General features: G+C 58.8%; 27 protein-coding genes and 1 tRNA gene. 15 read left to right on the forward strand and 13 right to left on the reverse strand.

All coding sequences use genetic code 11. The annotated features are described in order from the left end of the window. Positions 1-48: 48 nt before the first annotated feature. Positions 49-720 carry an OmpA family protein gene (locus ACM62Q_RS00775; protein ID WP_415033066.1) on the forward strand — a complete coding sequence of 224 codons (672 nt, stop codon included), beginning with the start codon at positions 49-51 and terminating at the stop codon, positions 718-720. Positions 721-861: 141 nt separating this feature from the next. Here ACM62Q_RS00775 and ubiT read toward each other — a convergent pair whose 3' ends face one another. Genes ubiT through ubiU form a run of 3 tightly spaced genes read right to left on the reverse strand, consistent with a single transcriptional unit; the run spans position 862 to position 3,255 of the window. Beyond that, positions 862-1,320: a ubiquinone anaerobic biosynthesis accessory factor UbiT gene (gene ubiT / locus ACM62Q_RS00780; RefSeq protein ID WP_415033067.1), complete on the reverse strand. Its 459-nt coding sequence runs from the start codon at positions 1,318-1,320 to the stop codon at positions 862-864. After that, positions 1,317-2,225, reverse strand: coding sequence for a U32 family peptidase (locus ACM62Q_RS00785; RefSeq protein WP_415033068.1), 909 nt, complete (start codon positions 2,223-2,225; stop codon positions 1,317-1,319). Before ACM62Q_RS00785 ends, ubiT begins: the two co-directional genes overlap by 4 nt. 22 nt (positions 2,226-2,247) lie before the next feature. Next, positions 2,248-3,255, reverse strand: coding sequence for a ubiquinone anaerobic biosynthesis protein UbiU (ubiU, locus tag ACM62Q_RS00790; protein WP_415033139.1), 1,008 nt, complete (start codon positions 3,253-3,255; stop codon positions 2,248-2,250). Positions 3,256-3,408: 153 nt separating this feature from the next. On the opposite strand from ubiU, the gene ACM62Q_RS00795 reads away from it, so the two are divergent. Continuing rightward, the gene (locus tag ACM62Q_RS00795; protein ID WP_415033069.1) at positions 3,409-4,317 is read left to right on the forward strand and encodes a response regulator; all 909 of its coding nucleotides are present in this window, start codon (positions 3,409-3,411) and stop codon (positions 4,315-4,317) included. Between the two features lie 81 nt (positions 4,318-4,398). On the opposite strand, the gene ACM62Q_RS00800 is transcribed toward ACM62Q_RS00795, so the two are convergent. The 6 genes from ACM62Q_RS00800 to ACM62Q_RS00825 are packed head-to-tail and all read right to left on the reverse strand — an operon-like array spanning position 4,399 to position 10,865. Then, a complete protein-coding gene (locus tag ACM62Q_RS00800; protein WP_415033070.1) occupies positions 4,399-5,319 on the reverse strand; it encodes a septal ring lytic transglycosylase RlpA family protein in 921 nt (306 codons plus the stop codon). Then, complete coding sequence (gene rodA / locus ACM62Q_RS00805) at positions 5,316-6,419, reverse strand: rod shape-determining protein RodA (protein WP_415033071.1); 1,104 nt, start codon at positions 6,417-6,419, stop codon at positions 5,316-5,318. The genes ACM62Q_RS00800 and rodA overlap by 4 nt, the downstream gene beginning before the upstream one ends. Further along, positions 6,406-8,337, reverse strand: coding sequence for a penicillin-binding protein 2 (mrdA, locus tag ACM62Q_RS00810; protein ID WP_415033072.1), 1,932 nt, complete (start codon positions 8,335-8,337; stop codon positions 6,406-6,408). The genes rodA and mrdA overlap by 14 nt, the downstream gene beginning before the upstream one ends. Positions 8,338-8,349: 12 nt before the next feature. After that, positions 8,350-8,871 carry a rod shape-determining protein MreD gene (mreD, locus tag ACM62Q_RS00815; protein ID WP_415033140.1) on the reverse strand — a complete coding sequence of 174 codons (522 nt, stop codon included), beginning with the start codon at positions 8,869-8,871 and terminating at the stop codon, positions 8,350-8,352. Beyond that, positions 8,871-9,785, reverse strand: a complete 915-nt coding sequence (mreC, locus tag ACM62Q_RS00820; RefSeq protein WP_415033073.1) for a rod shape-determining protein MreC — start codon at positions 9,783-9,785, stop codon at positions 8,871-8,873. Before mreC ends, mreD begins: the two co-directional genes overlap by 1 nt. Positions 9,786-9,821: 36 nt before the next feature. Further along, positions 9,822-10,865, reverse strand: a complete 1,044-nt coding sequence (locus ACM62Q_RS00825; RefSeq protein ID WP_415033074.1) for a rod shape-determining protein — start codon at positions 10,863-10,865, stop codon at positions 9,822-9,824. Between the two features lie 125 nt (positions 10,866-10,990). On the opposite strand from ACM62Q_RS00825, the gene gatC reads away from it, so the two are divergent. The 4 genes from gatC to gatB are packed head-to-tail and all read left to right on the forward strand — an operon-like array spanning position 10,991 to position 14,742. Continuing rightward, positions 10,991-11,278, forward strand: coding sequence for an Asp-tRNA(Asn)/Glu-tRNA(Gln) amidotransferase subunit GatC (gatC, locus tag ACM62Q_RS00830; protein ID WP_415033075.1), 288 nt, complete (start codon positions 10,991-10,993; stop codon positions 11,276-11,278). Then, positions 11,275-12,747 carry an Asp-tRNA(Asn)/Glu-tRNA(Gln) amidotransferase subunit GatA gene (gatA, locus tag ACM62Q_RS00835; RefSeq protein ID WP_415033076.1) on the forward strand — a complete coding sequence of 491 codons (1,473 nt, stop codon included), beginning with the start codon at positions 11,275-11,277 and terminating at the stop codon, positions 12,745-12,747. The genes gatC and gatA overlap by 4 nt, the downstream gene beginning before the upstream one ends. Positions 12,748-12,750: 3 nt before the next feature. Next, on the forward strand, positions 12,751-13,275 hold the full coding sequence (locus tag ACM62Q_RS00840) for a hypothetical protein (RefSeq protein ID WP_415033077.1): 525 nt from the start codon (positions 12,751-12,753) through the stop codon (positions 13,273-13,275). 15 nt (positions 13,276-13,290) lie between these two features. After that, the gene (gene gatB, locus ACM62Q_RS00845) at positions 13,291-14,742 is read left to right on the forward strand and encodes an Asp-tRNA(Asn)/Glu-tRNA(Gln) amidotransferase subunit GatB (protein ID WP_415033078.1); all 1,452 of its coding nucleotides are present in this window, start codon (positions 13,291-13,293) and stop codon (positions 14,740-14,742) included. Between the two features lie 183 nt (positions 14,743-14,925). Here gatB and ACM62Q_RS00850 read toward each other — a convergent pair whose 3' ends face one another. Together ACM62Q_RS00850 and pyrE are read right to left on the reverse strand one after the other, a co-directional pair. Continuing rightward, positions 14,926-15,591: a hypothetical protein gene (locus ACM62Q_RS00850; RefSeq protein ID WP_415033079.1), complete on the reverse strand. Its 666-nt coding sequence runs from the start codon at positions 15,589-15,591 to the stop codon at positions 14,926-14,928. Continuing rightward, positions 15,591-16,232 carry an orotate phosphoribosyltransferase gene (gene pyrE, locus ACM62Q_RS00855; RefSeq protein ID WP_415033080.1) on the reverse strand — a complete coding sequence of 214 codons (642 nt, stop codon included), beginning with the start codon at positions 16,230-16,232 and terminating at the stop codon, positions 15,591-15,593. The genes ACM62Q_RS00850 and pyrE overlap by 1 nt, the downstream gene beginning before the upstream one ends. Before the next feature lie 41 nt (positions 16,233-16,273). Here pyrE and ACM62Q_RS00860 point away from each other — a divergent pair, with 41 nt between their 5' ends. After that, complete coding sequence (locus ACM62Q_RS00860) at positions 16,274-17,056, forward strand: exodeoxyribonuclease III (protein WP_415033081.1); 783 nt, start codon at positions 16,274-16,276, stop codon at positions 17,054-17,056. A 9-nt stretch (positions 17,057-17,065) separates the two neighbouring features. Here the strand turns inward: ACM62Q_RS00860 and dtd are convergent, their stop codons facing one another. Together dtd and ACM62Q_RS00870 are read right to left on the reverse strand one after the other, a co-directional pair. Next, positions 17,066-17,518 (reverse strand): D-aminoacyl-tRNA deacylase, encoded by a 453-nt coding sequence (gene dtd, locus ACM62Q_RS00865; RefSeq protein ID WP_415033082.1) that lies wholly within the window; start codon positions 17,516-17,518, stop codon positions 17,066-17,068. Next, entirely contained in the window at positions 17,509-17,916 is a 408-nt protein-coding gene (locus ACM62Q_RS00870; RefSeq protein WP_415033083.1) for an HIT family protein, read from the reverse strand. Before ACM62Q_RS00870 ends, dtd begins: the two co-directional genes overlap by 10 nt. A gap of 156 nt (positions 17,917-18,072) precedes the next feature. Here ACM62Q_RS00870 and ACM62Q_RS00875 point away from each other — a divergent pair, with 156 nt between their 5' ends. From ACM62Q_RS00875 to ACM62Q_RS00910, 8 genes are all read left to right on the forward strand, one after another. Next, entirely contained in the window at positions 18,073-19,059 is a 987-nt protein-coding gene (locus tag ACM62Q_RS00875) for a LysR substrate-binding domain-containing protein (RefSeq protein ID WP_415033084.1), read from the forward strand. Positions 19,060-19,134: 75 nt separating this feature from the next. Next, on the forward strand, positions 19,135-19,614 hold the full coding sequence (gene aroQ, locus ACM62Q_RS00880; RefSeq protein ID WP_415033085.1) for a type II 3-dehydroquinate dehydratase: 480 nt from the start codon (positions 19,135-19,137) through the stop codon (positions 19,612-19,614). Between the two features lie 62 nt (positions 19,615-19,676). Further along, positions 19,677-20,132, forward strand: coding sequence for an acetyl-CoA carboxylase biotin carboxyl carrier protein (gene accB / locus ACM62Q_RS00885; RefSeq protein WP_415033086.1), 456 nt, complete (start codon positions 19,677-19,679; stop codon positions 20,130-20,132). A gap of 9 nt (positions 20,133-20,141) precedes the next feature. After that, positions 20,142-21,500 (forward strand): acetyl-CoA carboxylase biotin carboxylase subunit, encoded by a 1,359-nt coding sequence (gene accC / locus ACM62Q_RS00890; protein ID WP_415033141.1) that lies wholly within the window; start codon positions 20,142-20,144, stop codon positions 21,498-21,500. 1 nt (position 21,501) lies between these two features. After that, positions 21,502-22,395, forward strand: coding sequence for a 50S ribosomal protein L11 methyltransferase (prmA, locus tag ACM62Q_RS00895; RefSeq protein WP_415033087.1), 894 nt, complete (start codon positions 21,502-21,504; stop codon positions 22,393-22,395). Continuing rightward, complete coding sequence (locus tag ACM62Q_RS00900) at positions 22,371-23,486, forward strand: DUF3426 domain-containing protein (protein WP_415033088.1); 1,116 nt, start codon at positions 22,371-22,373, stop codon at positions 23,484-23,486. The genes prmA and ACM62Q_RS00900 overlap by 25 nt, the downstream gene beginning before the upstream one ends. Then, the gene (locus tag ACM62Q_RS00905; protein WP_415033089.1) at positions 23,483-24,421 is read left to right on the forward strand and encodes a carbohydrate kinase family protein; all 939 of its coding nucleotides are present in this window, start codon (positions 23,483-23,485) and stop codon (positions 24,419-24,421) included. The genes ACM62Q_RS00900 and ACM62Q_RS00905 overlap by 4 nt, the downstream gene beginning before the upstream one ends. Positions 24,422-24,542: 121 nt before the next feature. Next, positions 24,543-24,618 (forward strand) — tRNA-Lys (locus ACM62Q_RS00910). Positions 24,619-24,809: the final 191 nt, after the last annotated feature.

Here is a 24,809-nt window from a genome sequence, read left to right on the forward strand (position 1 = left end):
GAGGGTGTTACGCTGAAACCCGCCTTCAGCCCCTCAGGAGAAACGAATATGAAAAACCCCCTCATCCCTCTTTGTGCCGTCACGCTGGCGCTGTCCACCGTGCTTTCCGGTTGTGCCAACATGGACGACACGCAGCGCAAAACCGGCACTGGCGCAGCGATTGGCGCTGCAGCGGGGGCGGTGATCGGTGCCGCCACCGCCAGCAAGAAAGACCGTGGCAAGGGTGCCGCCATTGGCGCTGCCGCTGGGGCAGCCCTGGGTGCCGGCGGCGGCTACCTATGGTCGAAACGCATGCAGGAGCAAGAAGCCGCCATGCAGCAAGCCACTCAGGGCACGGGTATTGAAGTCTCTCAGACCCAGGACAACCGCCTGAAAATCGAGATTCCCAGCGATGTTTCCTTCGATTCCGGCAGCGCTGCGATCAAACCCAATCTGCGTCCGGTACTCGATAAACTGGCCAACAGCCTGGCGCAACACCCGGTCACCCAGGTTGCCATCATCGGCCATACCGATGCCTCCGGCTCCGATGCGGTCAATAATCCGCTGTCACTCAATCGTGCGAGCGCCGTGCGCGATTACCTAGTGCCGCGCGGCGTGGCCAGCAGTCGTATCAACGTCGACGGCCGCGGTTCGCGCGAACCGCTCGCCGATAACGCCACAGCGCAAGGGCGCGCACAAAATCGCCGGGTAGAAATTTTTATTACTGAACCGGGTAATTGAACTGCCGGCGGCCACTGACTCGCGACATGACTCGCTACAGGCTATCAGGCCTGCGGTTCTAAGAAAATTTGGCAGGGTTTTGCTTTCCCTGCCAAATTGTTGCGCATGAACCCCGGCCGACAAGCCGGTGTGCTCCCCCGATCAGTGCCGATTCAACAGCTGTGGCAACTGCGGCAAACGCGGCCACTCCACCGCATCGAGCATGTTTTTGACGATCAGGCCGAGCTCGGTGTCGCCGGTAATTTCCAGTTCGCGATTGAAAAACAAGGTGTCCGGATCTTCTTGCCGCGCCAAGAGCTGCAGATAAGCGGATAAATTCGCCGCAAAGGCCAGGTCCGGTTCGCGCGGCGCTTGAAATACCGGGCGAAACAGCCCGTCGCGGAAGGTATAGGTCGCCTCACCGCCGGTGTCGAGAACGCGCACGCGAAATAATTTGTCTTCCAGCAGGGCAAGCTCGCTTTCCGGCAATAAACGTAATTTCAGAGCGGCATTGAGTGCGCCAATCAAGACAAGGGTGTGCGGCCACTGCGGCAGTTTTTGTCCGAGGCGGGCAACGAAATCTGGCAGGCGAAAACGGGGGATACTGAAATTCTGGTTCATGCATCGGCTCCTAATTGTTGCAGGGCACGGTTGTGATGGTCGGCAATTCCCGCATCACCAAACCAGTAACCATCGACCAGCCCGCTGGTGCTCCAGGCCTGACTATCGACAGAGGCGGGTTCGCCCCGGCGGGCGCTGTCAAAGGCGGCGATAATGGCCGACATATGCGATTTCTGCGGGCTGATACGCACGAGATCGACTCCTATGGCGCGCAGGCTCGGCATTTCTTGCAACAGGCAATAGGTCTGCGCCGACATGGTCTGAATGCCGTTGATCGTCAGAAAATCCTGCCCTTCACGCGTGCGTAAGGTCAGCCCTTCATCGTGGTCCAGACACTTGAACTGGCAATCGTCCTTGTTCAAGTTGTAATGCCGGGCGGTGAAACAGCGGGCAGAAAAGGCGAGCGGCAATTTGCCAAAAACGAACACCTCGGTTTCGACGCCGCTCGGGCGGCTTTGGTGCAGTTGTTCGATCATCGTGCGCCCAGCTTCCAGCGGCGGCACCCAGCGGCACATGCCGTAGCGGGCGAAAGTGGCGAGCGTGGCTTCGTTATAGATATTGAGGTGCGGCCCGGCGACGAAGGGCTGGCCAGATACTAGATTGATCGCCCCCAGATCGTTGGCTTCAAGCTTGCAGCCCGCTTCATCGACGATGCGGCGCAAGGCTTTCAGGTCGCTCTCGGATTCGAGCAAGGCCTGCGCCGACACGACAACTTCCTTGCCGGCATCGCTCAGGTCGCGCGCCAGGCCGATCCAGTCGGTGGTGCGCAGCTGCTGCCGGCGGGAGCAAACCACTTCACCAACGTACACGACGTCGATTGCCGGATTGCAGGCAATTTCGGAATAAAACTCAAGCACTTCAGCCTTGGGCCAGAAGTACAACAGGGGGCCGAGAGATAGTTTCATCAGGGTAAATGGGGCAAAAAAATCAGCGCCAGGGGCGGTTGTAGGCGCCCAAGGTCGCCTGGTTGCCTTCGGACACCTTGGCCAGTTCCGCCTGCCAGGCCGGCTTGACGTGGTAACGCTCGTGCGCATCGCGCAGGCTGTCGAGCGCCGCGCGCAAGGTGCGGGTGACTTGCGCCACATAGGCCGGGCTGCGCTGACGGCCTTCAACCTTGATGGCGCGCACACCGATATTGAGAATTTCCGGCAAAATTTCCAGCACGTTCAGGCTGGTCGGCTCTTCCAGTGCGTAATAGGTTTCGCCTTGCACATCGAAGCGACCTTTGCACAAAGTGGGGTATCCGGCCGGTTCGTCATCGTTGAAACGGTCGATGAGAATGCCGTTCAGGCGGGTTTCCATCACCCCCGGCTGCTTGTCCCATTTGACGTATTTGGCTGGCGAGCAGGCACCCACCGTATTGGGCGATTCGCCACAGGCGTAGGAAGACAACCAGCAACGCCCTTCATTCATCACACACAGGCTGCCAAAACCGAAAATTTCGATTTCCACCGTGGTATTTTTGATCACATGCTCGACCTGCGCCAAGGTCAGCACACGTGGCAGCACGGCGCGGCGCACGCCAAATTCGCGCTGGCAAAAATTGATCGCTTCATAGCTCGTTGCCGAACCCTGCACCGACAAATGCAGGCGCTGCTGCGGGTATTTGTTGGCCGCGTAAGCCAGTAGCCCGACATCGGCCAAAATAATGGCATCGACGCCGAGATCGACGGCGGCATCGATCGATTTTTGCCAATCCATCACCCGCCCAGCCTGGGCAAAGGTGTTGATGGCCAGCAAAATTTCCCGCCCCTTGGCATGGGCATAGCGGATGCCTTCGACCATGCTTTTTTGATCGAAATTCAGCCCCGCAAAATTGCGCGCATTGGTGTCATTCTTGAAACCGAGATACACGGCGTCCGCCCCGTGGTCCACCGCTGTTTTCAGCGCAGGCAGGCTGCCGGCTGGGCAGATGAGATCAGGCAAAGCAGGCATGGGCGTCAGGCAAAAATGGGAAGTCTCGAGTATAGCCAGCTCGTACTCACGGCCATTGATCCGTATCAAACGAGAAGACATGCTAGGATGCTGAAAACCCAATACAAGCGCCAACACAAGCGACGTTTGACGCCGCTCAGTCCGGCTTTTTGCATGCACAAAAAAACTATTTTGCTCGTCGACGATGAGCCCATCAGCTTGCTTCTGGCCGAGCAATGTCTCCTGCCGGAAGGCTTTTGTCTGGAAAAGTTTACCGATGCCGAACAAGCATGGCAGCGCTTGAGCGCGGCGGACAGCAATTTTTCCCTGCTCATTCTCGACCGCAACATGCCCGGGCTGGATGGGTTGGCCTTTCTCCAGCGTCTGCACGCCGATCCCCGTCATGCCGAATTGCCGGTCATCATGCAAACCGCCGCCGACACGCCAGAAGAAGTGCGCCAAGGGCTCGCGGCGGGGGCGCATTACTACCTGACCAAACCGAGCTCTCCGGCAGCCCTGCTTTCCATCGTCCATGCCGCGCTCGATGATCGCGCCGCACGCGCCGCGCTGCGCGAACATGCGGCGCGCTTGGAAAGCAGCCAAAGAGAAGTGCAAAAACTCCTGGTCAACGCGCAATACCGCTTTGCCAGCCTGCCCGATGTTTCCGCCCTCGTCCCCATGCTCGCTGCGCTTTGCCCGGAGCCTGACCGGGTCGCGCCGGGGCTTTCGGAATTGATGGTCAATGCCATTGAACACGGTAATCTGGGTATCAGCTACGAAGAAAAAGCCGAGCTCAAATGGGAGGGCGGCTGGGAAGAGGAAATTCGCCGTCGTTTGGCGCTGCCGCAGTATCGCAACCGGCAAGCCCTGATTACCCTGGAGCGCCACCCGCAGCACCTCGTGTTTCGCATCGTCGATCAAGGGGCAGGTTTTGCCTGGGCGAATTACCTCGATTTCGATCCAGAACGTGCCTTCGACGCCAACGGCCGGGGCATCGCCATGGCGCGCGCCACCAGTTTTTCCCACCTCGAATACAGCGGGCGCGGCAACATCGTCAGCGCCTGGGTCGATTTGCCTGGCTGATACGATTCGCCCACGCCCTGCGCCAAGCTCGGGGCGAACGATTTATACCGCTGCTGTTTTTCCCGCTGCGCCGCGCCGCACTCAGCGTGTAAGGATCGAGGGTTTGTAGCCCACGGCCTGTTGAATGCGCGCCGCCACTGCTTCGGCTGCCGCCCGTTCGGCGTAGGGACCTAACTGCACGCGGTGCAGCGGTGGGTTGCGCACGATGTGCATGCGCTCACCCAGCCAATCCAGCTCGCGCTCGAGATGGCGCTTCAGGTTGTCCGCATTGTCGGCATTGGCAAACGCCCCCAGTTGCAGATAGATGCCGGGCGGCAGGCGGTTTTCAACCTGCGGCGCTGGCGCGGTGGCTTGCGCCACGGGGGGCGGTGCAAGCTGCGCGTAAGCCACTGTTTCTCCCGCCGACGGAATGATTGCCTCGACTTCGACCTGACCGCTGCCGTTTTGAATCAAGCCCAGTTTATGCGCAGCGGTATAAGACAGGTCAATGACCCGATCCGCATGGAACGGCCCGCGATCGATCACCCGGACAACCACGCTTTTCCCCGTATCGAGGCGCGTCACCCGCACATAGGACGGTAGCGCCAGTGTGGGGTGCGCAGCGGTCATGGCGAACATGTCGTAAGGCACGCCGATCGAGGTTTTCTGGCCGTGGAATTTCTTGCCGTACCAGCTCGCGATACCGCGCGTTTTATAGGCACGCACGCTGGTGTGCGGCACATAACGCGTGCCAAACACTTCGTAAGGGCGTAGCGCCGGTTTATGCAGGGGCTCCCACTGCGGTACCGCATCTGGAATCTGGTCCAGGTTGGCAGGAATATCGTCGGCCGGGCCGTCATCCTTGTAATAACCGCCACCACCTGGGCGTTTGCTGCTGATTTTGCCGCCGGCACTGGCACTTGCTGTCGCCGCCGGCGCGGATGGTGTTGCTGGGGGCGACGTGCTGCCACAGGAGGCCAGAAAAATTGCCGAACAAGCGACAAAAAACCAGGATTTGTTCATTTTTTCACCAACATGCGATGGCTGTGTATGCTCATCAAAATACCGACGCCCAACATCAAGGTGATCAGCGCCGTGCCGCCGTAGCTGACAAAGGGCAAGGGTACGCCGACCACCGGCAGGATACCCGAGACCATACCCATATTGACGAAAGCGTAAATGAAGAGGGTCAAGGTCACGGCCCCGGCCAAGAGGCGCGAAAACATGGTCGGCGCAGCGGCAGTGATGATCAAACCGCGCCCGACCAGCAGGGTAAACAACAGCAGCAAAACCCCGTTACCGGCCAGTCCCCACTCCTCGGAGAAAACCGCAAAAATGAAATCGGTATGCTTTTCCGGGATGAACTCAAGGTGGGTCTGGGTGCCGTTCAGCCAGCCCTTACCCAGGCTGCCACCGGAGCCGATGGCAATCGTCGATTGAATGATGTGATACCCCGCGCCCAGGGGGTCAGAGCTGGGGTCGAGCAAAGTCAGCACGCGCCGGCGCTGATAATCGTGCAACATCGTCCACACCAGCGGCAGCGCACTGCCGGCGGCGGCAGCAAGGACGAACATGACTTTCCAGGGCAGGCCGGCAAAAAAGATCACGAAAAACCCGGAAGCCAGAATGAGCAGTGAGGTCCCCAAATCCGGCTGTTTGATAATGAAAGCCACCGGCACAGCCAGCAAGAGCGCAGCAACGGCGTAATGGCGCAGCTTCAAAAGGCTTTCATGCTTGTGGAAATACCAGGCGAGCATCATCGGCATCGCCACCTTCATGATCTCGGAAGGTTGGATGCGCACAAAAATCAATGAAATCCAGCGCCGCGAGCCATTGACCACGATGCCGAACAAAGCCACTGCCAGCAAAAGCAGTACGCCCAGCACATAGAGCGGCACCGCGTAGCGCATCATGGTTTGCGGCGGCGTGCGCGCCACCGTCAGCATCACCACCAGTGCGCCCAGCATATTGATGATCTGCCGATCGACTTTCCAGAAACCATCGCTGGCGGTCGCCGAATAAATGGTTGCCAGGCCGATGCCACTCAAAATGCTGACGATCAACAGCAAAGGCAGATCGAGGTGGGTCAGCGTATCTTTCCACTGCGCCTTAATCCACTTCATGTGCGTGCCCCTCGATCAATTCGTGTTCAGCGTGCTCCTCCTCGCCCGCCTCATCTTCGGCGGCCGGCCCCGCAGCCGGTTGGCCGACCAGGTAATAATCGAACACCTGGCGCACGATGGGGGCGGCCGACTGAGCACCGAAACCGCCATTCTCAACCATCACCGCAACGACGATTTTTGGCGCATCGACCGGCGCAAAAGCGATGTACCAGGAATGGTCGCGCAAACGCTCGCGCAACTGGCCGGAGATGTATTTTTGCCCACTTTTCAAGCTAAATACCTGCGCCGTACCGGTTTTTCCGCCCGAGGTATAGGGGGCACCCGCAAAGGCGCGCGCCCCGGTCCCGGCCTGCACGACACCCGCCATGGCGCGTTTGATGAAATCGACCTGCTCGCTTTTCAGAGCAACCTGGCGAATCGGCTGCGCTTCGACCAGACGCGTTTCGCCCGAGGTCGGATTGGTGATCTGGCTCACCAAGTGCGGGCGAAAAACCTTCCCGTAATTGAGAATGTTCGCCAAGGCATGCGCCATGTGCAGGGTGGAGTAGGCGTTATAGCCCTGGCCAATGCCGACCGAAATAGTTTCGCCGGAATACCATTTCTGTTGTTCGCGCTTCTTGAAACGTTGCTGCTTCCATTCTGGCGAAGGCAAAATCCCCTTGGCTTCGCCGGGAATATCGATTCCGGTGCGCTGTCCCAAGCCGATGCTACCCATGAAGCGCGCGATATTGTCGATGCCCATATCGTTGGCGAGGACGTAGTAATAGGTATTGCAAGACACCACGATCGATTTGTGCATATCCACCACACCATGCCCGCCGACCTTGTCATCCATAAAACGCCGGTTGCCAAAGTTGAAGTAGCCCGGGTCGTTGATCGCCTGATAGGGCGTGCGTTTTCCCATCGTCAGGGCACCCAGTGCCATCAAGGGTTTGAAGGTCGATCCGGGCGGATAAGTGCTGTAAATCGCCCGGTTGAGCAGGGGTTTGTCCGGGTGGTTATTGAGTTCGTCCCAATCGTCGAAGCGGATACCATCGACGAACAGATTGGGATCAAAAGCGGGCGAGGAAACCAGAGCCAGCACTGCGCCGTTACTTGGATCGATTGCTGACAGGGAGCCGCGCCGCCCGCCAAAGGCCTGTTCGGCAATACGCTGTAGACCGACATCGAGTGTCAAGGTGAGATTATTGCCCGGCGTCGGCGCAGTCTGCGAAAGCACGCGTACGGCCCGTCCGCCGGCATCCACTTCCACCTGCTCATAGCCGGGCGTGCCGTGCAATTCGTATTCGTAATGCGCTTCCAGGCCGATTTTGCCGATGTGCTCGGTGCCTTTGTAGTTGGCTTCCTGCTCATCGGCTTCAATTTTTTCCTTGTCTTTCGTGTTGATACGACTGATGTAACCAATCGCGTGCGCCGCCAGCGCCCCTTCCGGATATTGCCGGAACAAACGCGCCTTTACCTCAACACCGGGAAAGCGATAGCGTTGCGCCGCAAAGCGGGCAACCTCTTCATCGCTCAAACGGGTACGAATCGGGATCGATTCAAAGTTTTTGGATTCCTCCAGTAAGCGTTTGAAACGCCGCCGATCTTTATGTTGAATTTCGACGATCTCGCTTAAACCCTCGATCGTTTCTTCCAAACCAATCGTTTTTGAAGGCACGATTTCCAGCGTAAACGCCGAGTAATTGCGCGCCAGCACGACACCGTTACGATCCACGATATTGCCCCGATTGGGCATCACCGGAGCGAGCGAAATGCGATTGCTCTCGGCGCGGGTGGCAAAATACTCATGCTGCATGACCTGCAGGTAAAAAAAGCGAGCAAACAGCAGGGAAAAACACGCCAGCACCAAAAAACCGCTCAGGAGAACGCGCCGTCGAAAGCGGTCCAGATCCTGTTCGGTATGCTGAAAACTCACGGTCAACAACCCTTACAGCGGCCGGTTGGCATCGTGTTCAACCGGCTGATACTGCGGGAGAAGTAACAGATAGGTCAGCGGAATCCAGAGCAAGGTCGCCAGCAGAGGGCCGATCAAAAAACCCCAGCCAGGAAACTCTGCGCCGGCCAGAAAGCGCAAGACCAACTGAATAAGCTGTGCTCCGGCAAGCATGGGCAGTACCTGAATGGCCTGCTGCGCCAATGGAAACCAGAGAATGCGCCGAGACTGGCGAGTGGCCGTATAGGCCAGCAAGACATAGGCGAAGCTATGCTGGCCGAGCACGGCACCGTCGGCGACATCCATGCACAAGCCGAGCAAAAATGCCCCGCCCATCCCGATATAACGCGGTTCACGAATGCACCAGAAGGCCAATACCAAGGCCAGCCAGTCAGGTATGCCAGGCCATTGCGCCGTCGGCAGAAAATTAAGCAAAAGCGCCAAACTCAAGCTGAAAAAAATAAAGCCCGGGCGCACCGGCAGCAAAATGCGCGAGGAGGTGAACGTCGGCTGGATCACTTCTTCTCTTCCTTCACGGGTACGCCGGTATTGCCTGTGCGCCCAGCGGAGTCCACCGGGCGCGCCGGCAGCGGCTGGCGTGGTGCCAGCACCAGAACCTCGCCAAAGTTTTCCACTGCCGCCAGCGGTTCGCAGCGAATGCGCGCGAAAGCGTAGGAGTTTTCGCGTTCGATGCTGCGCACCCGGGCCACCGGGAAACCAGGCAAAAACACACCATCCAGGCCGGAAGTGACCAACAAATCGCCTTCTTTGATGTCCGCATTGGCCGGTAAATAACGCAACTCGAGTTCCCCGCCGCCCAGGCCGAAGACCACCGAGCGCTGGCCGCTGCGCACCACCTGCACCGGCACCGTCTGATCTTTATCCGTGATCAGGGTGATTTCGGCAGAAAACGGAAACACGCGCGTCACCTGACCGACCACACCGGCCTCATCGATCGCCGGCTGGCCCGCTGTAATGCCAGATTGCTGGCCCTTGTCGATGATGACGCGATGTGAAAACGGATCGCGCGCCGTATACATGATCTGCGCCACTTCACCCTGAGCCTTTTCCCGCTCCTTGACGGACAAGAGCTTGCGCAGGCGCTCGTTTTCGTTTTCCAGGTGCTCCAGACGGGCAAGGTCCGGGGCCAGGCGCAGCTGAGTCTGCTTGAGCTGCTCGTTTTCCCGCAGCAAATCGCTCAGGCCGCGTAAATAATCCTGTGCATGGTCGACCAGGCTCCCCGGCGTCTGCGCGACACGCTGCACGGGATCGGTCAGCACCGCCACCGCCTGGCGCAAGGGGTCCAGGGTTTTCAGGCGCAGATCGATGACGAAAAGAGCGAGAGAAAGCGCCAGATAAAACGTTAAAAGGGCCAGCGGTGCTGGCCCTCTCTTGAAGAAAGGCGGCGAAGTATTGTGCGTGCCGGCCATTGGAATTACTCAGCGAACGACGAAAGAAACACGCCCTTAGTCCGAAGCAAAAATACTGCCGAGCTTGTCGATCTTTTCCAGCGCCAAGCCGCAGCCACGGGCGACACAGGTGAGCGGATCATCCGCCACGATCACTGGCAAACCGGTTTCTTCCATGAGCAGACGATCGAGATCGCGCAGGAGCGCGCCGCCGCCGGTCAGCACCATGCCCTTTTCGGCAATATCGGCACCCAGCTCCGGCGGGGTTTTTTCCAGCGCCGACTTGACTGCAGAAATGATCTGGTTGAGCGGATCGGTCAGGGCTTCCAGAATCTCGTTCGACGAAATCGTGAATTTGCGCGGAATGCCTTCGGCCTTGTTGATGCCGGAAACTTCCATTTCCATGACCTCCGCCCCGGGAAAGGCCGAGCCGATATTTTTCTTGATGTTTTCGGCGGTATTTTCGCCAATCATCATCCCGTAATTGCGGCTGATGTAATTGCTGATCGATTCATCGAGCTTGTCGCCGCCCACGCGTACCGAGCCGGCATAGACCATGCCGCCCAGCGAGATGACGCCGACTTCGGTGGTGCCGCCACCGATATCGACCACCATCGAACCGGTGGCTTCCGATACCGGCAGACCGGCACCGATGGCGGCGGCCATGGGTTCCTCGATCAAATACACCTGGCTGGCCCCGGCACCCAAGGCCGATTCGCGAATGGCACGGCGCTCGACCTGGGTAGAGCCCGAGGGCACGCAGATGATGATGCGCGGGCTGGGCGAAAACAGCTTGGAATCATGCGTTTTCTTGATGAACTGTTTGAGCATCTGCTCGGTGACGGTGAAGTCAGCAATGACGCCGTCTTTCATCGGGCGGATGACGGTGATGCTGCCGGGCGCTTTGCCGAGCATTTCCTTGGCTTCTTTGCCCACTGCCTGAATGGTCTTTTTGGCGTTGGGGCCGCCTTCGAGACGAATGGCGACAACCGAGGGTTCATTGAGGACGATCGAACGATCCTGGGCGTAAATCAGGGTATTGGCGGTACCCAGGTCGATGGCGAGGTCGTTGGAGAAATATCTGGAGAGAAAACCGAACATCTAATTAAGGCTCCGCGTTTTGCGCTGTCGGGTGCGGCTGAGAAAGCTTTTATGATACCTTATAAAACTTTCCTTCATCGGGTTTTGTGCACTGCAAAACCCTCTTTTACCGGCTTTTACAATTCATGCAGCTTTCATCGGAACAGGTTCAGCAGATTGCCCGGCTTGCCCGCCTGGAAATCAGCAACACAGAGGCCACTGCCGTCAGCGGCCAGCTCAAGGGCATTTTTGATCTGATCGCCCGGATGCAGGCTGTCGATACCACCGGCATTACACCCATGGCGCATGCGCAAGACGTTTGCCAACGCCTGCGCGCCGACCGGGTGAGCGAGCCAGATCGCCGCGCCGCCTATCAAGCCAGCGCCCCGGAAACCGAAGCTGGGCTTTATCTGGTACCGAAGGTGATCGAATGAGCCAGAAATTTTCCAGCTTTGCCAGCTTGGCGCAGCTTGCCCGCGCGCTTGCCGACAAGTCGGTTTCCAGCGTCGAGCTGGCCAGTCATTATCTCGATCGCATCGAGCGCCTGAACCCGGAAATCAACGCTTTCATTACCGTCGAGCGCGACAAAACCCTGGATCAAGCCCGCGCTGCTGACGCCCGCATCGCTGCCGGTACGGCTGGGCCGCTGACAGGTTTGCCTGTCGCACATAAAGACCTGTTCTGCGCAGAGGGCTGGCGCACCACCTGCGGATCGAAAATGCTCGCCGATTTCGTTTCGCCCTATGACGCCACCGTCATCCACAAACTGCATGCCGAGGCCGGCATGGTCTGCGTCGGGCGCGCCAACATGGACGAATTCGCCATGGGTTCGTCCAATGAAACCTCGTATTTCGGCGCGGTGAAAAACCCCTGGGATACCGCGCGCGTCGCCGGTGGCTCTTCGGGCGGTTCAGCGGCGGCCGTCGCTGCAGGCCTTGCCCCGGTCGCCACCGCCACCGATACCGGCGGCTCCATCCGCCAGCCGGCGGGCATGTGCAACCTGACGGGCATCAAACCCAGCTATGGCGTGGTTTCCCGTTATGGCATGGTGGCTTACGCTTCTTCGCTCGATCAGGGGGGGGTCATGGCACATACCGCCGAAGACTGCGCCCTGATGTTGAGCGCCATGGCCGGTTTCGATGAACGCGATTCGACCTCGCTGGAGCGCCCCCAGGAAGATTACACCCGTGCGCTCGGACAGCCTTTGCACGGTTTGCGCATCGGCCTACCCAAGGAGTTCTTCGGCCCCGGCTGCGATCCGGCGGTCATGGCGGGCGTACAGGAGGCCATCCAGACTTACCAGAAACTGGGGGCCACCCTTGTCGATGTCTCCCTGCCCCATACCGACCTTGCCGTGCCGGTTTATTACGTCATTGCCTCGGCCGAGGCCAGCACCAATTTAAGCCGTTACGACGGCGTGCGCTTTGGTTACCGCGCCCCGGAATACGACGGACTGGACGACATGTACAAAAAATCGCGCTCACAAGCTTTCGGCGAGGAAGTCAAACGGCGCATTCTGGTCGGCACCTATGTGCTTTCGCACGGATATTACGATGCCTATTACCTGCAAGCGCAGCGCATCCGCCGCCTGATCACCCATGATTTCGCCGCTGCCTTCACGCAGTGCGACATCATCCTCGGCCCCACCGCGCCGACGCCGGCTTTTCGCATTGGCGAAAAAATTGCCGACCCGGTGCAAATGTATCTGTTCGATATTTACACCATCGCCGTCAACCTCGCCGGTCTGCCTGGCATGTCCTTGCCCTGCGGCCTGGCCAATGGCCTGCCGGTGGGTTTGCAGCTGATTGGCAACTATTTTGCTGAAGCCCGCCTGCTCAACGCGGCGCACGCCTACCAGCAAGCCACTGACTGGCATCGGCAGCACCCGGCGGGGCTCGATTAAATCATGCGTTTACGCTTGTTTTCCTTTTGTACGGCCCTCTTCTTCGCGGCCTGCAGCACGCCCCCCAAGCCCGAGCCGGAACCGCCGCCGCCTCCGCCGCCGCCGGTTGAAGAGGTCAAGCCGCAGGTTCGTAAGGACACGCTCAAATATCTGCGTAACCGCAACCTGCAACCGCAGCCGACGCGCGCTTTGAATGTGCGCTCACGCTGCACGCATCGTGACGCGATCGGGACGCAAACGCGCTTGAATTTGCTGGTAAAAGACGCTGATGTCAAAAATTTCGAGGCGCGCATCCAGATCAAGGGCCAGGGGGCCTGCCAGTTTGCGCTCAAGGAATTCACCCAGGACGCCAAGCTGCCGCAAGTCCTGCTGCGTCACAAGCGCGAAAAAGGCTGCACGGTACGCATGTGGGAGCAGGGCAAGGATGTCACCATTGCCTTCAACAGCTGCCCGCAAGTTTGCGAAGGCAAGGCTTTCGATTACCTCTGGCCGGTTGTGGTGGATGCCAAGACCGGCCGTTGTCACTGAAAAACGGATCGCATCATGAACCAGTGGGAAGTTGTCATCGGCATTGAGACGCACGCGCAGCTTGCAACCGTCTCGAAAATTTTCTCCGGCGCTGCCACGGCTTTCGGGGCTGCCCCAAATACTCAGGCGAGCGCCATCGATCTGGCCTTTCCCGGTGTGCTGCCGGTGTTGAACCGGCAGGCGGTTGAATGTGCCATTCGCTTTGGTTTGGCTATCGATGCCCAGATTGCCCCAAAGTCGGTTTTTGCCCGTAAAAACTACTTTTACCCAGATCTGCCCAAGGGTTACCAAATCAGCCAGTTCGACCTGCCGGTGGTGCAGGGCGGCGCGCTGACGGCACAAGTGGGCAGCGGCGAACAAGCCTACGAAAAGACCATTCGCCTCACCCGCGCCCACCTCGAAGAGGATGCCGGCAAATCGCTGCACGAGGATTTTCACGGCAAATCCGGCATCGATCTCAACCGCGCCGGCACGCCGCTCTTGGAAATCGTGACCGAACCGGATATGTCATCGGCCGACGAAGCCGTCGCCTACGCCCGCGCCCTGCATGCCCTGGTTCGCTGGATCGGCATTTGCGACGGCAACATGCAGGAAGGCTCGTTTCGCTGCGACGCCAATGTCTCCGTGCGCCGCCCCGGTGCGCCGCTCGGCACGCGCCGCGAAATTAAAAACCTCAATTCCTTCCGTTACCTGAAAGAAGCCATCGAATACGAAATTCGCTGGCAAATCGAAACCCTGGAAGACGGCGGCAGCATTCAGCAAGCCACCGTGTTATTTGATCCGGACAGCGGCGAAACGCGCATGATGCGCAGCAAGGAAGACGCGCACGATTACCGCTACTTTCCCGACCCCGACCTTTTGCCGCTCATCATCGGCGACGACTGGATTGACCGCGTGCGCGCCGCGCTGCCGGAATTGCCCGGACAAAAGCGCCAACGTTTCATGGGTGACTTTGGCCTTTCCGCCTACGATGCCACCACGCTCACCGCCAGCCAGGAAATTGCCGCTTATTTCGAGGCCACCGTCGCCGCTGCCGGCAGTGCGGCCGCCAAACCCTGCGCCAACTGGGTGATGGTCGAGCTCGCCGCCCGCCTGAACAAAGACAACCTCGATTTCACGCAAGCTCCGCTGACACCGCAGCAACTGGGCGGCCTAGTGGCACGCATCGTCGACCAGACCATTTCCAACAACATCGGCAAAAAGGTGTTCGAAGTCCTCTGGAACGATGCCCAAGCCACCGCGGACGGCGTTATCGCAGCCCAGGGCTTAAAGCAAATCACGGACAGCGGCGCGATTGCCGGTCTGGTGGATGAGGTGCTCGCCGCCAATCCCGCCAACGTGGCGGAATACCGCGCCGGCAAGGAAAAAGCGTTCAATGCGCTGGTCGGTCAGGTCATGAAAGCGGCCAAGGGCAAAGCCAATCCGCAGCAGGTCAATGCCCTGCTGAAAGAAAAACTGGACGCTTGAGCGCAAAAAACCGGGCGGGCGCAAACAGGCCTATAAACAGACCAATTCCCCCCCGGGATCACCCCTTCAGATCGGTGCGACGAAGCACAAAGATTATTAGCGTGCAGCCAACAAAGTTTTGTACCGCTGCCCGAGCAGCGCGGCAGCGCTTGATGCGCTCATTCGGGTAGTCCGCCAGACGGCCTAGCGCGGCAAGGCAGATTTCGCCCCGGCGGTGCCAGTCAATTCCCGGTAACGCTTACGATCACTTTCGTATTTCTGCGTGGTGGCGGCCAATTCCTTGCGCCGCAGCGCGATCAATTCCTGCTGTAACTGAATTTCATGGCCAGTCGCCCGCAGTTGTGAGGCCAAATCAACGGGCATGCTACGCCGTTTGTAAAATTCGGCCTCTTCGGCCAGGCCGCGCTGCTTTTTCTGCAATTCGAGCATGTCATCCTGCGCTAACTTGAGCGCTTGGCGGGCTTCGCCTTCCGCTTTTTTCTGCAGATAATCAATGTCTTCTGCAGTGGGATAGGTGGTCAGCAGTGCTTGATCCTTGCGCCACTGCTCACGTTTGGCATCCTCTATGCGCTTTTCTTCCGCCGCGGCGGCCGCAGCGGCGGCTTTTTGCTCCGGCGTCAAAGGTGCGGCCACTTCGCGCAAAAGGTTTCCGGCACGATCCAGTACGCGATAGGCCCGTCCCCGGCACTGCGCGGGCAGGGTGTCGGCACATACACTGCGCCCGCTGGCGGGGTCCTGGCAGCAATACATGTTTTTTGCCCCGCTCGCGGCGGGCTCTGCACGCACGACGGTGGCACCCGGCAAAAGCCAGGTCGCCAACAAAATCGAGACAGAAAAACCGCAGCGCATCAGGCATCCACGCCGTATTGCGCCCGGTAACGGGCAACAGCGTCGCGGTAAGGGGCAAATTCCGCATGCCGCTCGAGATAAGTCAGCACATCCTTCAGGCTGGCCACCGCCACGACCGGAATGCCGTAATCGCGCGCCACCTCTTGCACCGCCGACAGCGTGCCGGTGCCGCGTTCCTGGCGATCGAGCGCGATCAGCACGCCGGCCGGCGTGGCACCGGCCGCACGGATCAGCTCCACCGACTCACGCACCGAGGTTCCGGCAGAAATCACGTCATCGACGATCAACACCTTGCCGGAGAGCGGCGCGCCAACGATGTTGCCGCCTTCGCCATGGTCTTTGACTTCTTTGCGATTAAAAGCGAAGGGGTAATTTTTCCCCTCGCCCGCCAATGCAACGGCAATCGTGGCGACCAGGGGAATGCCCTTGTACGCCGGGCCGAACAACATGTCGAAAGCCACTCCGCCGGCCTGCGCGGCTTTGGCGTAGAATCCGGCCAGCCGGCCCAAGGATGCGCCGTCGTTGAACAAACCCGCATTGAAGAAGTAGGGCGATAGCCGCCCAGCCTTGGTTTTGAATTCGCCAAAGCGCAATACCTCGCAGGCAAGAGCGAATTCGATGAAATCCTGGCGAAAATCCATATCACCTCAATACAAGTCCGGTTAATCCCGGAATAGCCGCCATGTTACGCATCATCTCCTTGAACCTCAATGGTATACGCTCGGCCTGGAATAAAAACCTGTTGCCCTGGCTCGCACGGCAACAGGCCGATGTCGTCTGTGTCCAGGAGCTCAAAGCCCAGCTCCCCGATTTGAGCGCCGAAATGCAGCAGCCCGCCGGCTTGCATGCGCACTACCATGCGGCGCAAAAAAAAGGCTACAGCGGCGTCGGCATCTGGTCGCGCGAAGCGCCGACAATGATTCAGGCCGGTTTCGGCGTGCCAGAGTTCGATGCCGAAGGCCGCTTTTTACGCGTCGATTTGCCCGACCTGACGGTCATTTCTTTGTACCTGCCCTCCGGATCGGCTTCGGATGAACGTCAGGCGTCCAAATTCCGCTTTCTTGCTGCTTTTTTACCGCAACTGGCGGCATTGCGCGCAGAAGGTCGCGAAATCGTCATCTGCGGCGACTGGAATATCGCGCACCGGGAAATCGATTTGAAAAACTGGAAATCGAACCAGAAAAACTCCGGTTTTCTCCCCGAAGAGCGCGCTTGGCTCAGCCGTGTTTTTGACGAACAAGGCTGGGTCGATGTCTATCGCAGCCTCTACCCAACGGCGGGTGACAGCGCCTATACCTGGTGGAGCAACCGTGGTCAGGCCTGGGCTAAAAATGTCGGCTGGCGCATCGATTATCAAATTGCCACTCCCGGCATCGCCGCCCGCGCCCGCGAAGGCGCGGTATACAAAGAGGAGCGCTTTTCCGACCACGCGCCACTCATCATTGATTACGACTGGCCGGCTTGAGCGGTGATTTCACTGTGTTTGGCGCGAATCGACAAACAGGCTGACCGGGCCATCGTTCACCAGGGCAACTTGCATATCCGCGCCAAATACCCCGGTTGGCACGTTTTTGCCGGTAATTTCGTGCAATTTGGCGACAAAATCGGCGAACAAGGGCGCGGATAACTCGCCGCGTGCCGCTTGACTCCAGGAAGGACGATTGCCCTTTTTCACCGAGGCGAAAAGCGTAAATTGCGGTACGGCCAGAATCTCGCCGTCACAGGTTTGCACGCCACGATTCATGACCCCTTCCGTATCCGGAAAAAGGCGCATATTGGCGATCTTGTGTGCCATCCACGCGATATCCGCAGCGCCGTCTGCCGGCTCAAACCCCGCCAGGACCATCAAACCCGGGCCAATCGCGCCGACAATTTTCCCTTCGACCTCAACGCTCGCCGAGCGCACCCGCTGAATAATCACCCGCACGACAAAGCCTCCCGCAAACGCCTGGCGTAATCTTCCAGAATCGGGCGCGCCGGCTCCTTGCGCGGCCAGGTCAGCGCCACGCCGTCATCGGCATGGCGCGGCACAAGGTGCAGGTGTACGTGGCCAACGGTTTGCTCCGCCGCCTTGCCGTTACATTGCAAGAGCATCAAACCGGGCGGCGCAAATGCCGCCGCCACCGCTTGCCCCACCCGATGCGCTGTGCGCATCATGGCTGCGGCCTCGTCTGCCGTCAGTTCGAGCAAGGTCGGCGCATGCCGCTTATGCACCACCAACACATGCCCCGGATTCACCTGCCCCAAATCCATGAAAGCAAGCGTGTGGGCATCTTCAAAAACGCGAGCCGCCGGTAGCTCACCGGCGATAAGGCGGCAAAACACGCACTGTCCAGGTGGCGACTCATCAACAAAATACGGCATCTGATTTTCTCCTCGGCAGGCAGCCAAGCCCTATTTTCCTCTTTCGCTGCCCGCCGTCCTGCGCTAGGCTGCATGGATCAAAATTTTTTCATCGCAACACACGAAAGATCAAGAAAAATGAATTTCGTACGCAATCTTACCTTGCGGCAGCTGCAAATTTTCGTTGTCGCAGCGCGCCACCTCAGTTACGCCCGGGCTGCGGAAGAATTGCATTTGACCCCGCCGGCGGTATCCATGCAACTCAAGCAGTTGGAAGACAACGTCGGCCTGCCATTGTTTGAGCGCCTGGGGCGCGGCGTGGGTTTGACTGGGGCAGGAGAATTACTCGTCCATCACGCTTTGCGTATTCTGGGCGAAATCAAAGATGCCGAAGCCAGCCTGCAAGCCTTGACCGGGGCCGAAAGCGGACAAATTACCGTGGGCCTGGTGAGCACCGCCAAATATTTCATGCCACGTCTTTTGGCCAAATTTGCCCAGGCAAACCCGGGCATCGATGTGCAATTCACCGTTGGCAACCGCGCTTCCTTATTGCAAAAATTACAGGACAAGACCATTGATCTTGCCGTGATGGGGCGTTTGCCACAAGAAATCGATGCCCATACCGAACCGCTTGCCAGCCACCCCTATGTACTCATTGCGCCACCGGATCATCCCCTGGTTGGTGCGAAGGGCTTTGAAATGCACGAATTGCGCACAGATACCTTCTTGTTGCGCGAAGATGGCTCCGGATCGCGCCGCGTTGCCGAAGATATGTTCAAGCACCACCTGTTCATTCCGGGGCGCAGCTTGAGTCTGGGCAGCAATGAAACCATCAAGCAAGCCGTTATGGCCGGCATGGGAGTGAGCCTGATTTCCCTGCATACCCTTTCCTTGGAATTGCGCACCGGGGCATTAAAATGTCTCGATTTACAGGGAACACCCATCGAACGCACCTGGTACATCACGCATATGGCAACCAAACGCCTGATGCCGGCGACGGCAAAATTCCGTAATTTCTTGCTCAATGAAACGGTGTATGCGCTCTCGGAGGAGTTCGATAGCTATCTGCCGCCACAGCGCCGGCGCGGCAATCAACACATCGCTTGCATACCTCTCAATGATTAAAAAGCGCCCGCTGCGCTGCGCCTTGCTCTTCAGTAAACTGGACAAAGTTCCTGTAATTACGGCAAACTTGCTGCCATGACGAAGCGAAAAACTGCGTCCAAGCCAACAGAAAAGCCCCGCATCCTGGTCATGCACGGGCCTAATCTGAACCTGCTTGGCACCCGTGAACCCGAGCACTACGGGCGTTTGACCCTGGCCGACATCAATCTGGGCTTGGTGAAATTTGCAGAAAATTCAGGCGTTGAACTGGAAACCTTTCAAAGCAACCACGAGGGCGCGCTGATCGAGCGCATCCATGCCGCGCGCGAACAGGGTGTGCGAGCGATCATCATCAACCCTGCCGCTTACACGCATACGAGCGTTGCGCTGCGCGATGCCTTGGCAGGCGTCGCCATTCCCTTCATCGAGGTCCATCTTTCGAACGTGCACGCACGGGAGGGCTTTCGCCAGCATTCCTATTTTTCCGATTTGGCCATTGGCGTCATCTGCGGTCTGGGGCACGAGGGTTACCGGTTGGCCCTGGAGTACCTGCTCAACCGAATCAATCTCGACTAAAACGGCAATTTGCCGACATCTTACGATTACATGCGCACAAACTGCGCGAATACGGAGTCAACATGGATTTGCGTAAACTCAAAAAATTGATCGATCTCGTTCAGGAATCGGGTATTTCCGAACTGGAAGTCACCGAAGGCGAGGAAAAGGTGCGTATCGCCAAGCATGTCGGCGTAGCCGCTGCGCCCATGCAATACGCCCTGCCGGCAGCCGCGCCGCAAATGCTGCCGGCAGCCGGTGGTGGCTCGTCGGTCAATCTGGACGAAGAGGACGATCTGCCGGCAGGCCACATCGTGAAATCGCCCATGGTCGGTACCTTCTACCGCTCGCCTTCGCCGGGGGCGGATGCCTTTACCCAGATCGGCAGTGTCGTCAAAAAAGGCGACACCCTGTGCATCATCGAAGCCATGAAGCTGCTCAATGAAATCGAGGCAGACGCCGATGGCACGGTCAAAGCCATTTTGGTCGATAACGGCGAACCGGTCGAATTCGGCGAGCCGCTTTTCGTGATTGGTTAAGTCATGGCGATGTTCGAAAAAATCCTCATTGCCAACCGTGGGGAAATCGCCTTGCGCGTGCAGCGCGCTTGCCGGGAAATGGGCATCAAAACTGTCGTCGTGCACTCTGAAGCCGATCGCGAAGCGAAATACGTCAAGCTCGCTGACGAATCGGTGTGTATCGGCCCCGCCGCTTCCGCGCAGAGCTATTTGAATGTGCCGGCCATCATTTCTGCCGCCGAAGTCACGGATGCTCAGGCGATTCACCCCGGCTACGGTTTTCTTTCCGAAAACGCTGATTTTGCCGAGCGTGTGGAATCTTCGGGTTTCGTTTTTATCGGCCCGCGTGCCGAAACCATCCGTCTGATGGGTGACAAGGTCTCTGCCAAGGACGCCATGAAGGCCGCCGGCGTGCCTTGCGTGCCGGGTTCTGACGGCGCATTGCCCGAAAATCCGCAAGAAATTCTGCAAATTGCGCGCAAAATCGGCTATCCGGTCATTATCAAGGCGGCTGGCGGTGGCGGTGGGCGCGGCATGCGCGTGGTGCACACCGAAGCGGCATTACTCAATGCTGTCGCCACGACCAGCCAGGAGGCCGGCACTTTCTTCGGGAATCCGTCGGTATACATGGAGAAATTTCTGGAGAATCCGCGCCATGTGGAAATCCAGATTCTCGCCGACCAACATCGTAATGCCGTCTATCTTGGCGAGCGCGACTGCTCGATGCAGCGCCGCCACCAGAAAGTGATCGAAGAAGCCCCGGCCCCGCACATTGCTCCACGCATGATTGCGCGCATTGGCGAACGTTGCGCCGATGCCTGTCGCAAAATCGGCTATCGCGGTGCCGGCACTTTCGAGTTCCTCTACGAAAACGGTGAATTTTATTTCATTGAAATGAATACCCGCGTTCAGGTGGAGCACCCGGTGACCGAGATGATTACCGGCATCGACATCGTGCAGGAGCAAATTCGCATCGCCGCCGGTGAGAAACTGAGCTTTCGCCAGCGCGACATCGTATGCAAGGGGCACGCCATCGAATGCCGCATTAACGCCGAAGATCCCTTCACGTTCGTGCCATCTCCCGGCACGATCGAGTTTTATCACCCACCGGGCGGCCCGGGTATCCGGGTTGATTCGCACATTTACCAAGGCTATCGCGTACCGCCGCATTACGACTCCATGGTCGCTAAAGTGATTGCTTACGGCGACACCCGCGACCAAGCCATTCGCCGCATGCGTATCGCCTTGTCGGAAATGAACATTCAGGGCATCAAGACCAATATCGCGCTGCACCAGGAACTGATGTTCGACGCCCGTTTCAACGAAGGCGGCACCGCCATTCATTACCTGGAGCATAAGCTCGCCCAGAAGGACGAGGTCAAACGCTGACATGGCATGGCAAAACCTCAGCTTCCTGACCGACGCGCACAGCGCCGAACCCTTGTGCGATGCCTTGATGGAGCAGGGGGCTTTGTCCGCCAGCATCGAGGATGCTGATGCCGACACGCCGGACGAACAGCCGCAATTCGGCGAACCCGGCAGCCCCACCACGCCCGGCTGGCAGCGCTCGCGCGTTCTTGCGCTGTGTGACGCCGATGCCGATGTCGTGCAGTTTTTGCGACAAGCCTGTGCGCAACTGAATCTGCCGCAAATCACCGAATTCACCGTCAGCCCGGTGGAGGAGCAAAATTGGGTGCATATGACACAAGCCCAATTCGAGCCGATCCGGATTTCTGAGCGCCTGTGGATCGTCCCCTCCTGGCACGACAGCCCGGACCCGAAGGCGATCAACTTGGTGCTCGACCCCGGCATGGCCTTTGGCACCGGATCGCACCCCACGACCCGCCTCTGTTTGGAATGGCTGGAAAAAACGATTACTCCCGGCTGCAGCCTGTTCGATTACGGCTGCGGCTCGGGCATCTTGGCCATCGCCGCAAGTAAACTTGGTGCCAGCGAAGTGTGTGGCCTGGATATCGACCCGCAAGCCGTCGAGGCGGCGCGCAACAACGCCAGGCAAAATGACGTTATCGCCGATTTTTCGCACAATTCGCCACCAGATCACCAAAAATTCGACGTAGTTGTCGCCAACATTCTGTCGAATCCACTGCGTGTTCTGGCTCCGGCGATTTGCGCCCTGGTTCGCCCTGCTGGCGGTCAGCTGGCGCTTTCCGGAATTTTGCGCGAACAGGCAGAGGAAATCATCGCGGTGTACGCGCCGTGGATTACGCTAAAGGTGGCCGATGTCTGTGAGGACTGGGTATGTCTGAGCGGCCGCAAAATCTGATGCGCAGCCGCTGTCCAGAGTGCGCCACGATCTTTCGTGTCACCTCTGAACAGCTGCGCTTGAAGGCGGGCAAAGTGCGCTGCGGCCAATGCCGAGCGGTCTTCAATGCTTTCGATCAGCTTCTCGTCGGCAGCGGGGCGCAAGACAATCCGCCCACCATCATGCCCATGCCGTCGATCGCCCCGCAGCCGATCCCGGCCAAGCCGGAAAAATCGACGCAAACGGCACCCGCACCAACGCCCCCTGCACCCGCTGTGCCCAATATCCCAGAAGAACCGGCCCAGACGGCTCCCCCTGGAGACGCGCACAGGCTCACGCAAGAAACCTTTGCCGTAGAAATGACCAGCGCTGACGCTATGGCGGCGGCGCCCCCCCCCGCTGCCAGCGCAGTGCCTCCGGAAACCTGTACCCCCCCCGCAGAGCTGCCGGAAACCCTGGCGGCTGCGCCAATTCCGGCTCAGCTCGTGGTGGCAGATGCGCCACCAGAAACCCTGGAACAGACCTTGCACGCTGCGCGCGCCGCAGGTTTGGTCGCCGCCCGCGAAGTCGGCGACAGCCCGGCCTACAACCGCTGGTCGGCCGCAGCGCTATCCACCGGCGGCCTGAGCGATTTCGACGAACCTGCCCGCCGCCCCCTCTGGCCCTATCTCATTCTTGCGCTGCTGTTTGCCTTGAGCCTGCTCGGCCAGCTTGCCTATCACTACCGCACCGCACTCACGCTGCGCCTGCCCGCCCTATTGCCCGCCTACCAAACACTGGGTGTCGACGTTCCCTTGCCGCGCGAGGCGTCGCTCATTGCCATTGAAGCCTCCGATCTGCAAGCCGATCCGGCGCGTGGCCTGTTCGTTTTGCGCAGCACGCTAAAAAATCGCGCCAATTACGACCAGGCTTGGCCACAACTGGCACTCAGTTTGACCGACGTCAACGACCGCACGCTCGCCCGGCGCATGATTAACGTCGCTGATTATTTGGGGGCGCAACACCCGCCGGCATTCGCCGCGGGCAGCGATGTCGACGTGCGTTTATGGATCGATGCGCGCGATATCGAAGCGGCCGGTTACCGACTTTATCTCTTCTATCCACCATCATGAAAACACTTATCTGCGGCTCGCTGGCTTACGACAACATCATGGTTTTTCCCGATCGTTTCCGTAACCACATCCTGCCAGAGCAAATCCACCTGCTCAACGTTTCCTTCCTCGTACCGGAAATGCGCCGCGAATACGGTGGTTGCGCCGGCAACATTGCCTACAACCTTAAACTGCTGGGCGGCAACCCCTACATCATGGCCACGGTCGGTGACGACTGCGCTCCCTATCTAGAACGCCTGGACGCCTTGCGTCTGCCGCGCACCCATGTTCGTCAGATCGCGGGCAGCTTTACCGCGCAAGCCTTCATCACCACCGACCTGGACGACAATCAGATCACCGCCTTCCACCCCGGCGCGATGAGTTTTTCACATCAAAACAAAGTTGCCGATTCCGGCGCGCAGCTTGGCATTGTCGCCCCCGACGGGCGCGACGGCATGTTGCAACACGCCGAAGACTTTGCCGCCGCCGGCATTCCCTTCTTTTTCGATCCCGGCCAAGGCCTGCCGATGTTCGATGCAAACGAACTCCTGCATTTCCTCGACCTCGCCGATTACGCCTGTTTCAACAGCTACGAAGCGCGTCTGGCTTGCGATCGCACCGGTCAAAATATTGAACAACTCGCCACCCGCGTCAAAGCGCTCATCGTTACCAGCGGTGGTGAAGGTTCGCAAATTTACGCCGACGGCGAAACCATTCACATCCCCTGCGCCCCGGCACAGGCCATCGTCGATCCCACCGGTTGCGGCGACGCTTACCGCGCCGGCCTGCTCTATGGCATCGCCAATGGCTACGATTGGCCCACCACCGGCCGCCTGGCAGCCCTCATGGGGGCGATAAAAATCGCTCACCGTGGCGGCCAAAATCATCACCTCACCCGCCGCGAAATCGACGAACGCTACCGTCAAGCCTTCGGCGAACTCCCCTGGGCCAAATAAAGACCGACGAAGGATAGGACTTGCCGACAAAAACAACACTTTGCGACTCGCTTTGAGTTTTTCACCGCGAAGCCTTGACCAGTACAGCGCAGTTTTCCTATAATTTCGCCTTTCAGCATGCGGGTCGGTAGCTCAGTCGGTAGAGCAGCGGACTTTTAATCCGTTGGTCCCGAGTTCGAATCTCGGCCGACCCACCAACAGAAAAGCCTTCCGGGGCAAGCAAAAAAGCCAACCAGTCGGTTGGCTTTTTTGTTTTCTACGCACCCACATCCGTTGCTCGAGTCCGTTTGCCGGGGCATCTACGATCGTTTGTTTTTGCGCGCACCGCATAAACCTCGACAGGTAAAAACGCACACCTTGGTTAAGCGCCCGCACCACCAGCGCATCA

It is taken from the genome of Azonexus sp., assembly GCF_047638095.1.
Lineage (GTDB): Bacteria > Pseudomonadota > Gammaproteobacteria > Burkholderiales > Rhodocyclaceae > Azonexus.

Bases quoted from the DNA above. Each gene is read 5' to 3' on its own strand.
- accC (WP_415033141.1), top strand. From the start codon at position 20,142: ATGTTCGAAAAAATCCTCATTGCCAACCGTGGGGAAATCGCCTTGCGC.
- accB (WP_415033086.1), top strand. From the start codon at position 19,677: ATGGATTTGCGTAAACTCAAAAAATTGATCGATCTCGTTCAGGAATCG.
- ACM62Q_RS00775 (WP_415033066.1), top strand. From the start codon at position 49: ATGAAAAACCCCCTCATCCCTCTTTGTGCCGTCACGCTGGCGCTGTCC.
- pyrE (WP_415033080.1), bottom strand. From the start codon at position 16,232: ATGGATTTTCGCCAGGATTTCATCGAATTCGCTCTTGCCTGCGAGGTA.
- ACM62Q_RS00800 (WP_415033070.1), bottom strand. From the start codon at position 5,319: ATGAACAAATCCTGGTTTTTTGTCGCTTGTTCGGCAATTTTTCTGGCC.
- ACM62Q_RS00850 (WP_415033079.1), bottom strand. From the start codon at position 15,591: ATGCGCTGCGGTTTTTCTGTCTCGATTTTGTTGGCGACCTGGCTTTTG.
- ACM62Q_RS00795 (WP_415033069.1), top strand. From the start codon at position 3,409: ATGCACAAAAAAACTATTTTGCTCGTCGACGATGAGCCCATCAGCTTG.
- gatA (WP_415033076.1), top strand. From the start codon at position 11,275: ATGAGCCAGAAATTTTCCAGCTTTGCCAGCTTGGCGCAGCTTGCCCGC.
- aroQ (WP_415033085.1), top strand. From the start codon at position 19,135: ATGACGAAGCGAAAAACTGCGTCCAAGCCAACAGAAAAGCCCCGCATC.
- gatC (WP_415033075.1), top strand. From the start codon at position 10,991: ATGCAGCTTTCATCGGAACAGGTTCAGCAGATTGCCCGGCTTGCCCGC.
- ubiT (WP_415033067.1), bottom strand. From the start codon at position 1,320: ATGAACCAGAATTTCAGTATCCCCCGTTTTCGCCTGCCAGATTTCGTT.
- ACM62Q_RS00860 (WP_415033081.1), top strand. From the start codon at position 16,274: ATGTTACGCATCATCTCCTTGAACCTCAATGGTATACGCTCGGCCTGG.
- ubiU (WP_415033139.1), bottom strand. From the start codon at position 3,255: ATGCCTGCTTTGCCTGATCTCATCTGCCCAGCCGGCAGCCTGCCTGCG.
- gatB (WP_415033078.1), top strand. From the start codon at position 13,291: ATGAACCAGTGGGAAGTTGTCATCGGCATTGAGACGCACGCGCAGCTT.
- ACM62Q_RS00905 (WP_415033089.1), top strand. From the start codon at position 23,483: ATGAAAACACTTATCTGCGGCTCGCTGGCTTACGACAACATCATGGTT.
- ACM62Q_RS00840 (WP_415033077.1), top strand. From the start codon at position 12,751: ATGCGTTTACGCTTGTTTTCCTTTTGTACGGCCCTCTTCTTCGCGGCC.
- ACM62Q_RS00785 (WP_415033068.1), bottom strand. From the start codon at position 2,225: ATGAAACTATCTCTCGGCCCCCTGTTGTACTTCTGGCCCAAGGCTGAA.
- prmA (WP_415033087.1), top strand. From the start codon at position 21,502: ATGGCATGGCAAAACCTCAGCTTCCTGACCGACGCGCACAGCGCCGAA.
- rodA (WP_415033071.1), bottom strand. From the start codon at position 6,419: ATGAAGTGGATTAAGGCGCAGTGGAAAGATACGCTGACCCACCTCGAT.
- ACM62Q_RS00875 (WP_415033084.1), top strand. From the start codon at position 18,073: ATGAATTTCGTACGCAATCTTACCTTGCGGCAGCTGCAAATTTTCGTT.
- ACM62Q_RS00900 (WP_415033088.1), top strand. From the start codon at position 22,371: ATGTCTGAGCGGCCGCAAAATCTGATGCGCAGCCGCTGTCCAGAGTGC.
- ACM62Q_RS00825 (WP_415033074.1), bottom strand. From the start codon at position 10,865: ATGTTCGGTTTTCTCTCCAGATATTTCTCCAACGACCTCGCCATCGAC.
- mreC (WP_415033073.1), bottom strand. From the start codon at position 9,785: ATGGCCGGCACGCACAATACTTCGCCGCCTTTCTTCAAGAGAGGGCCA.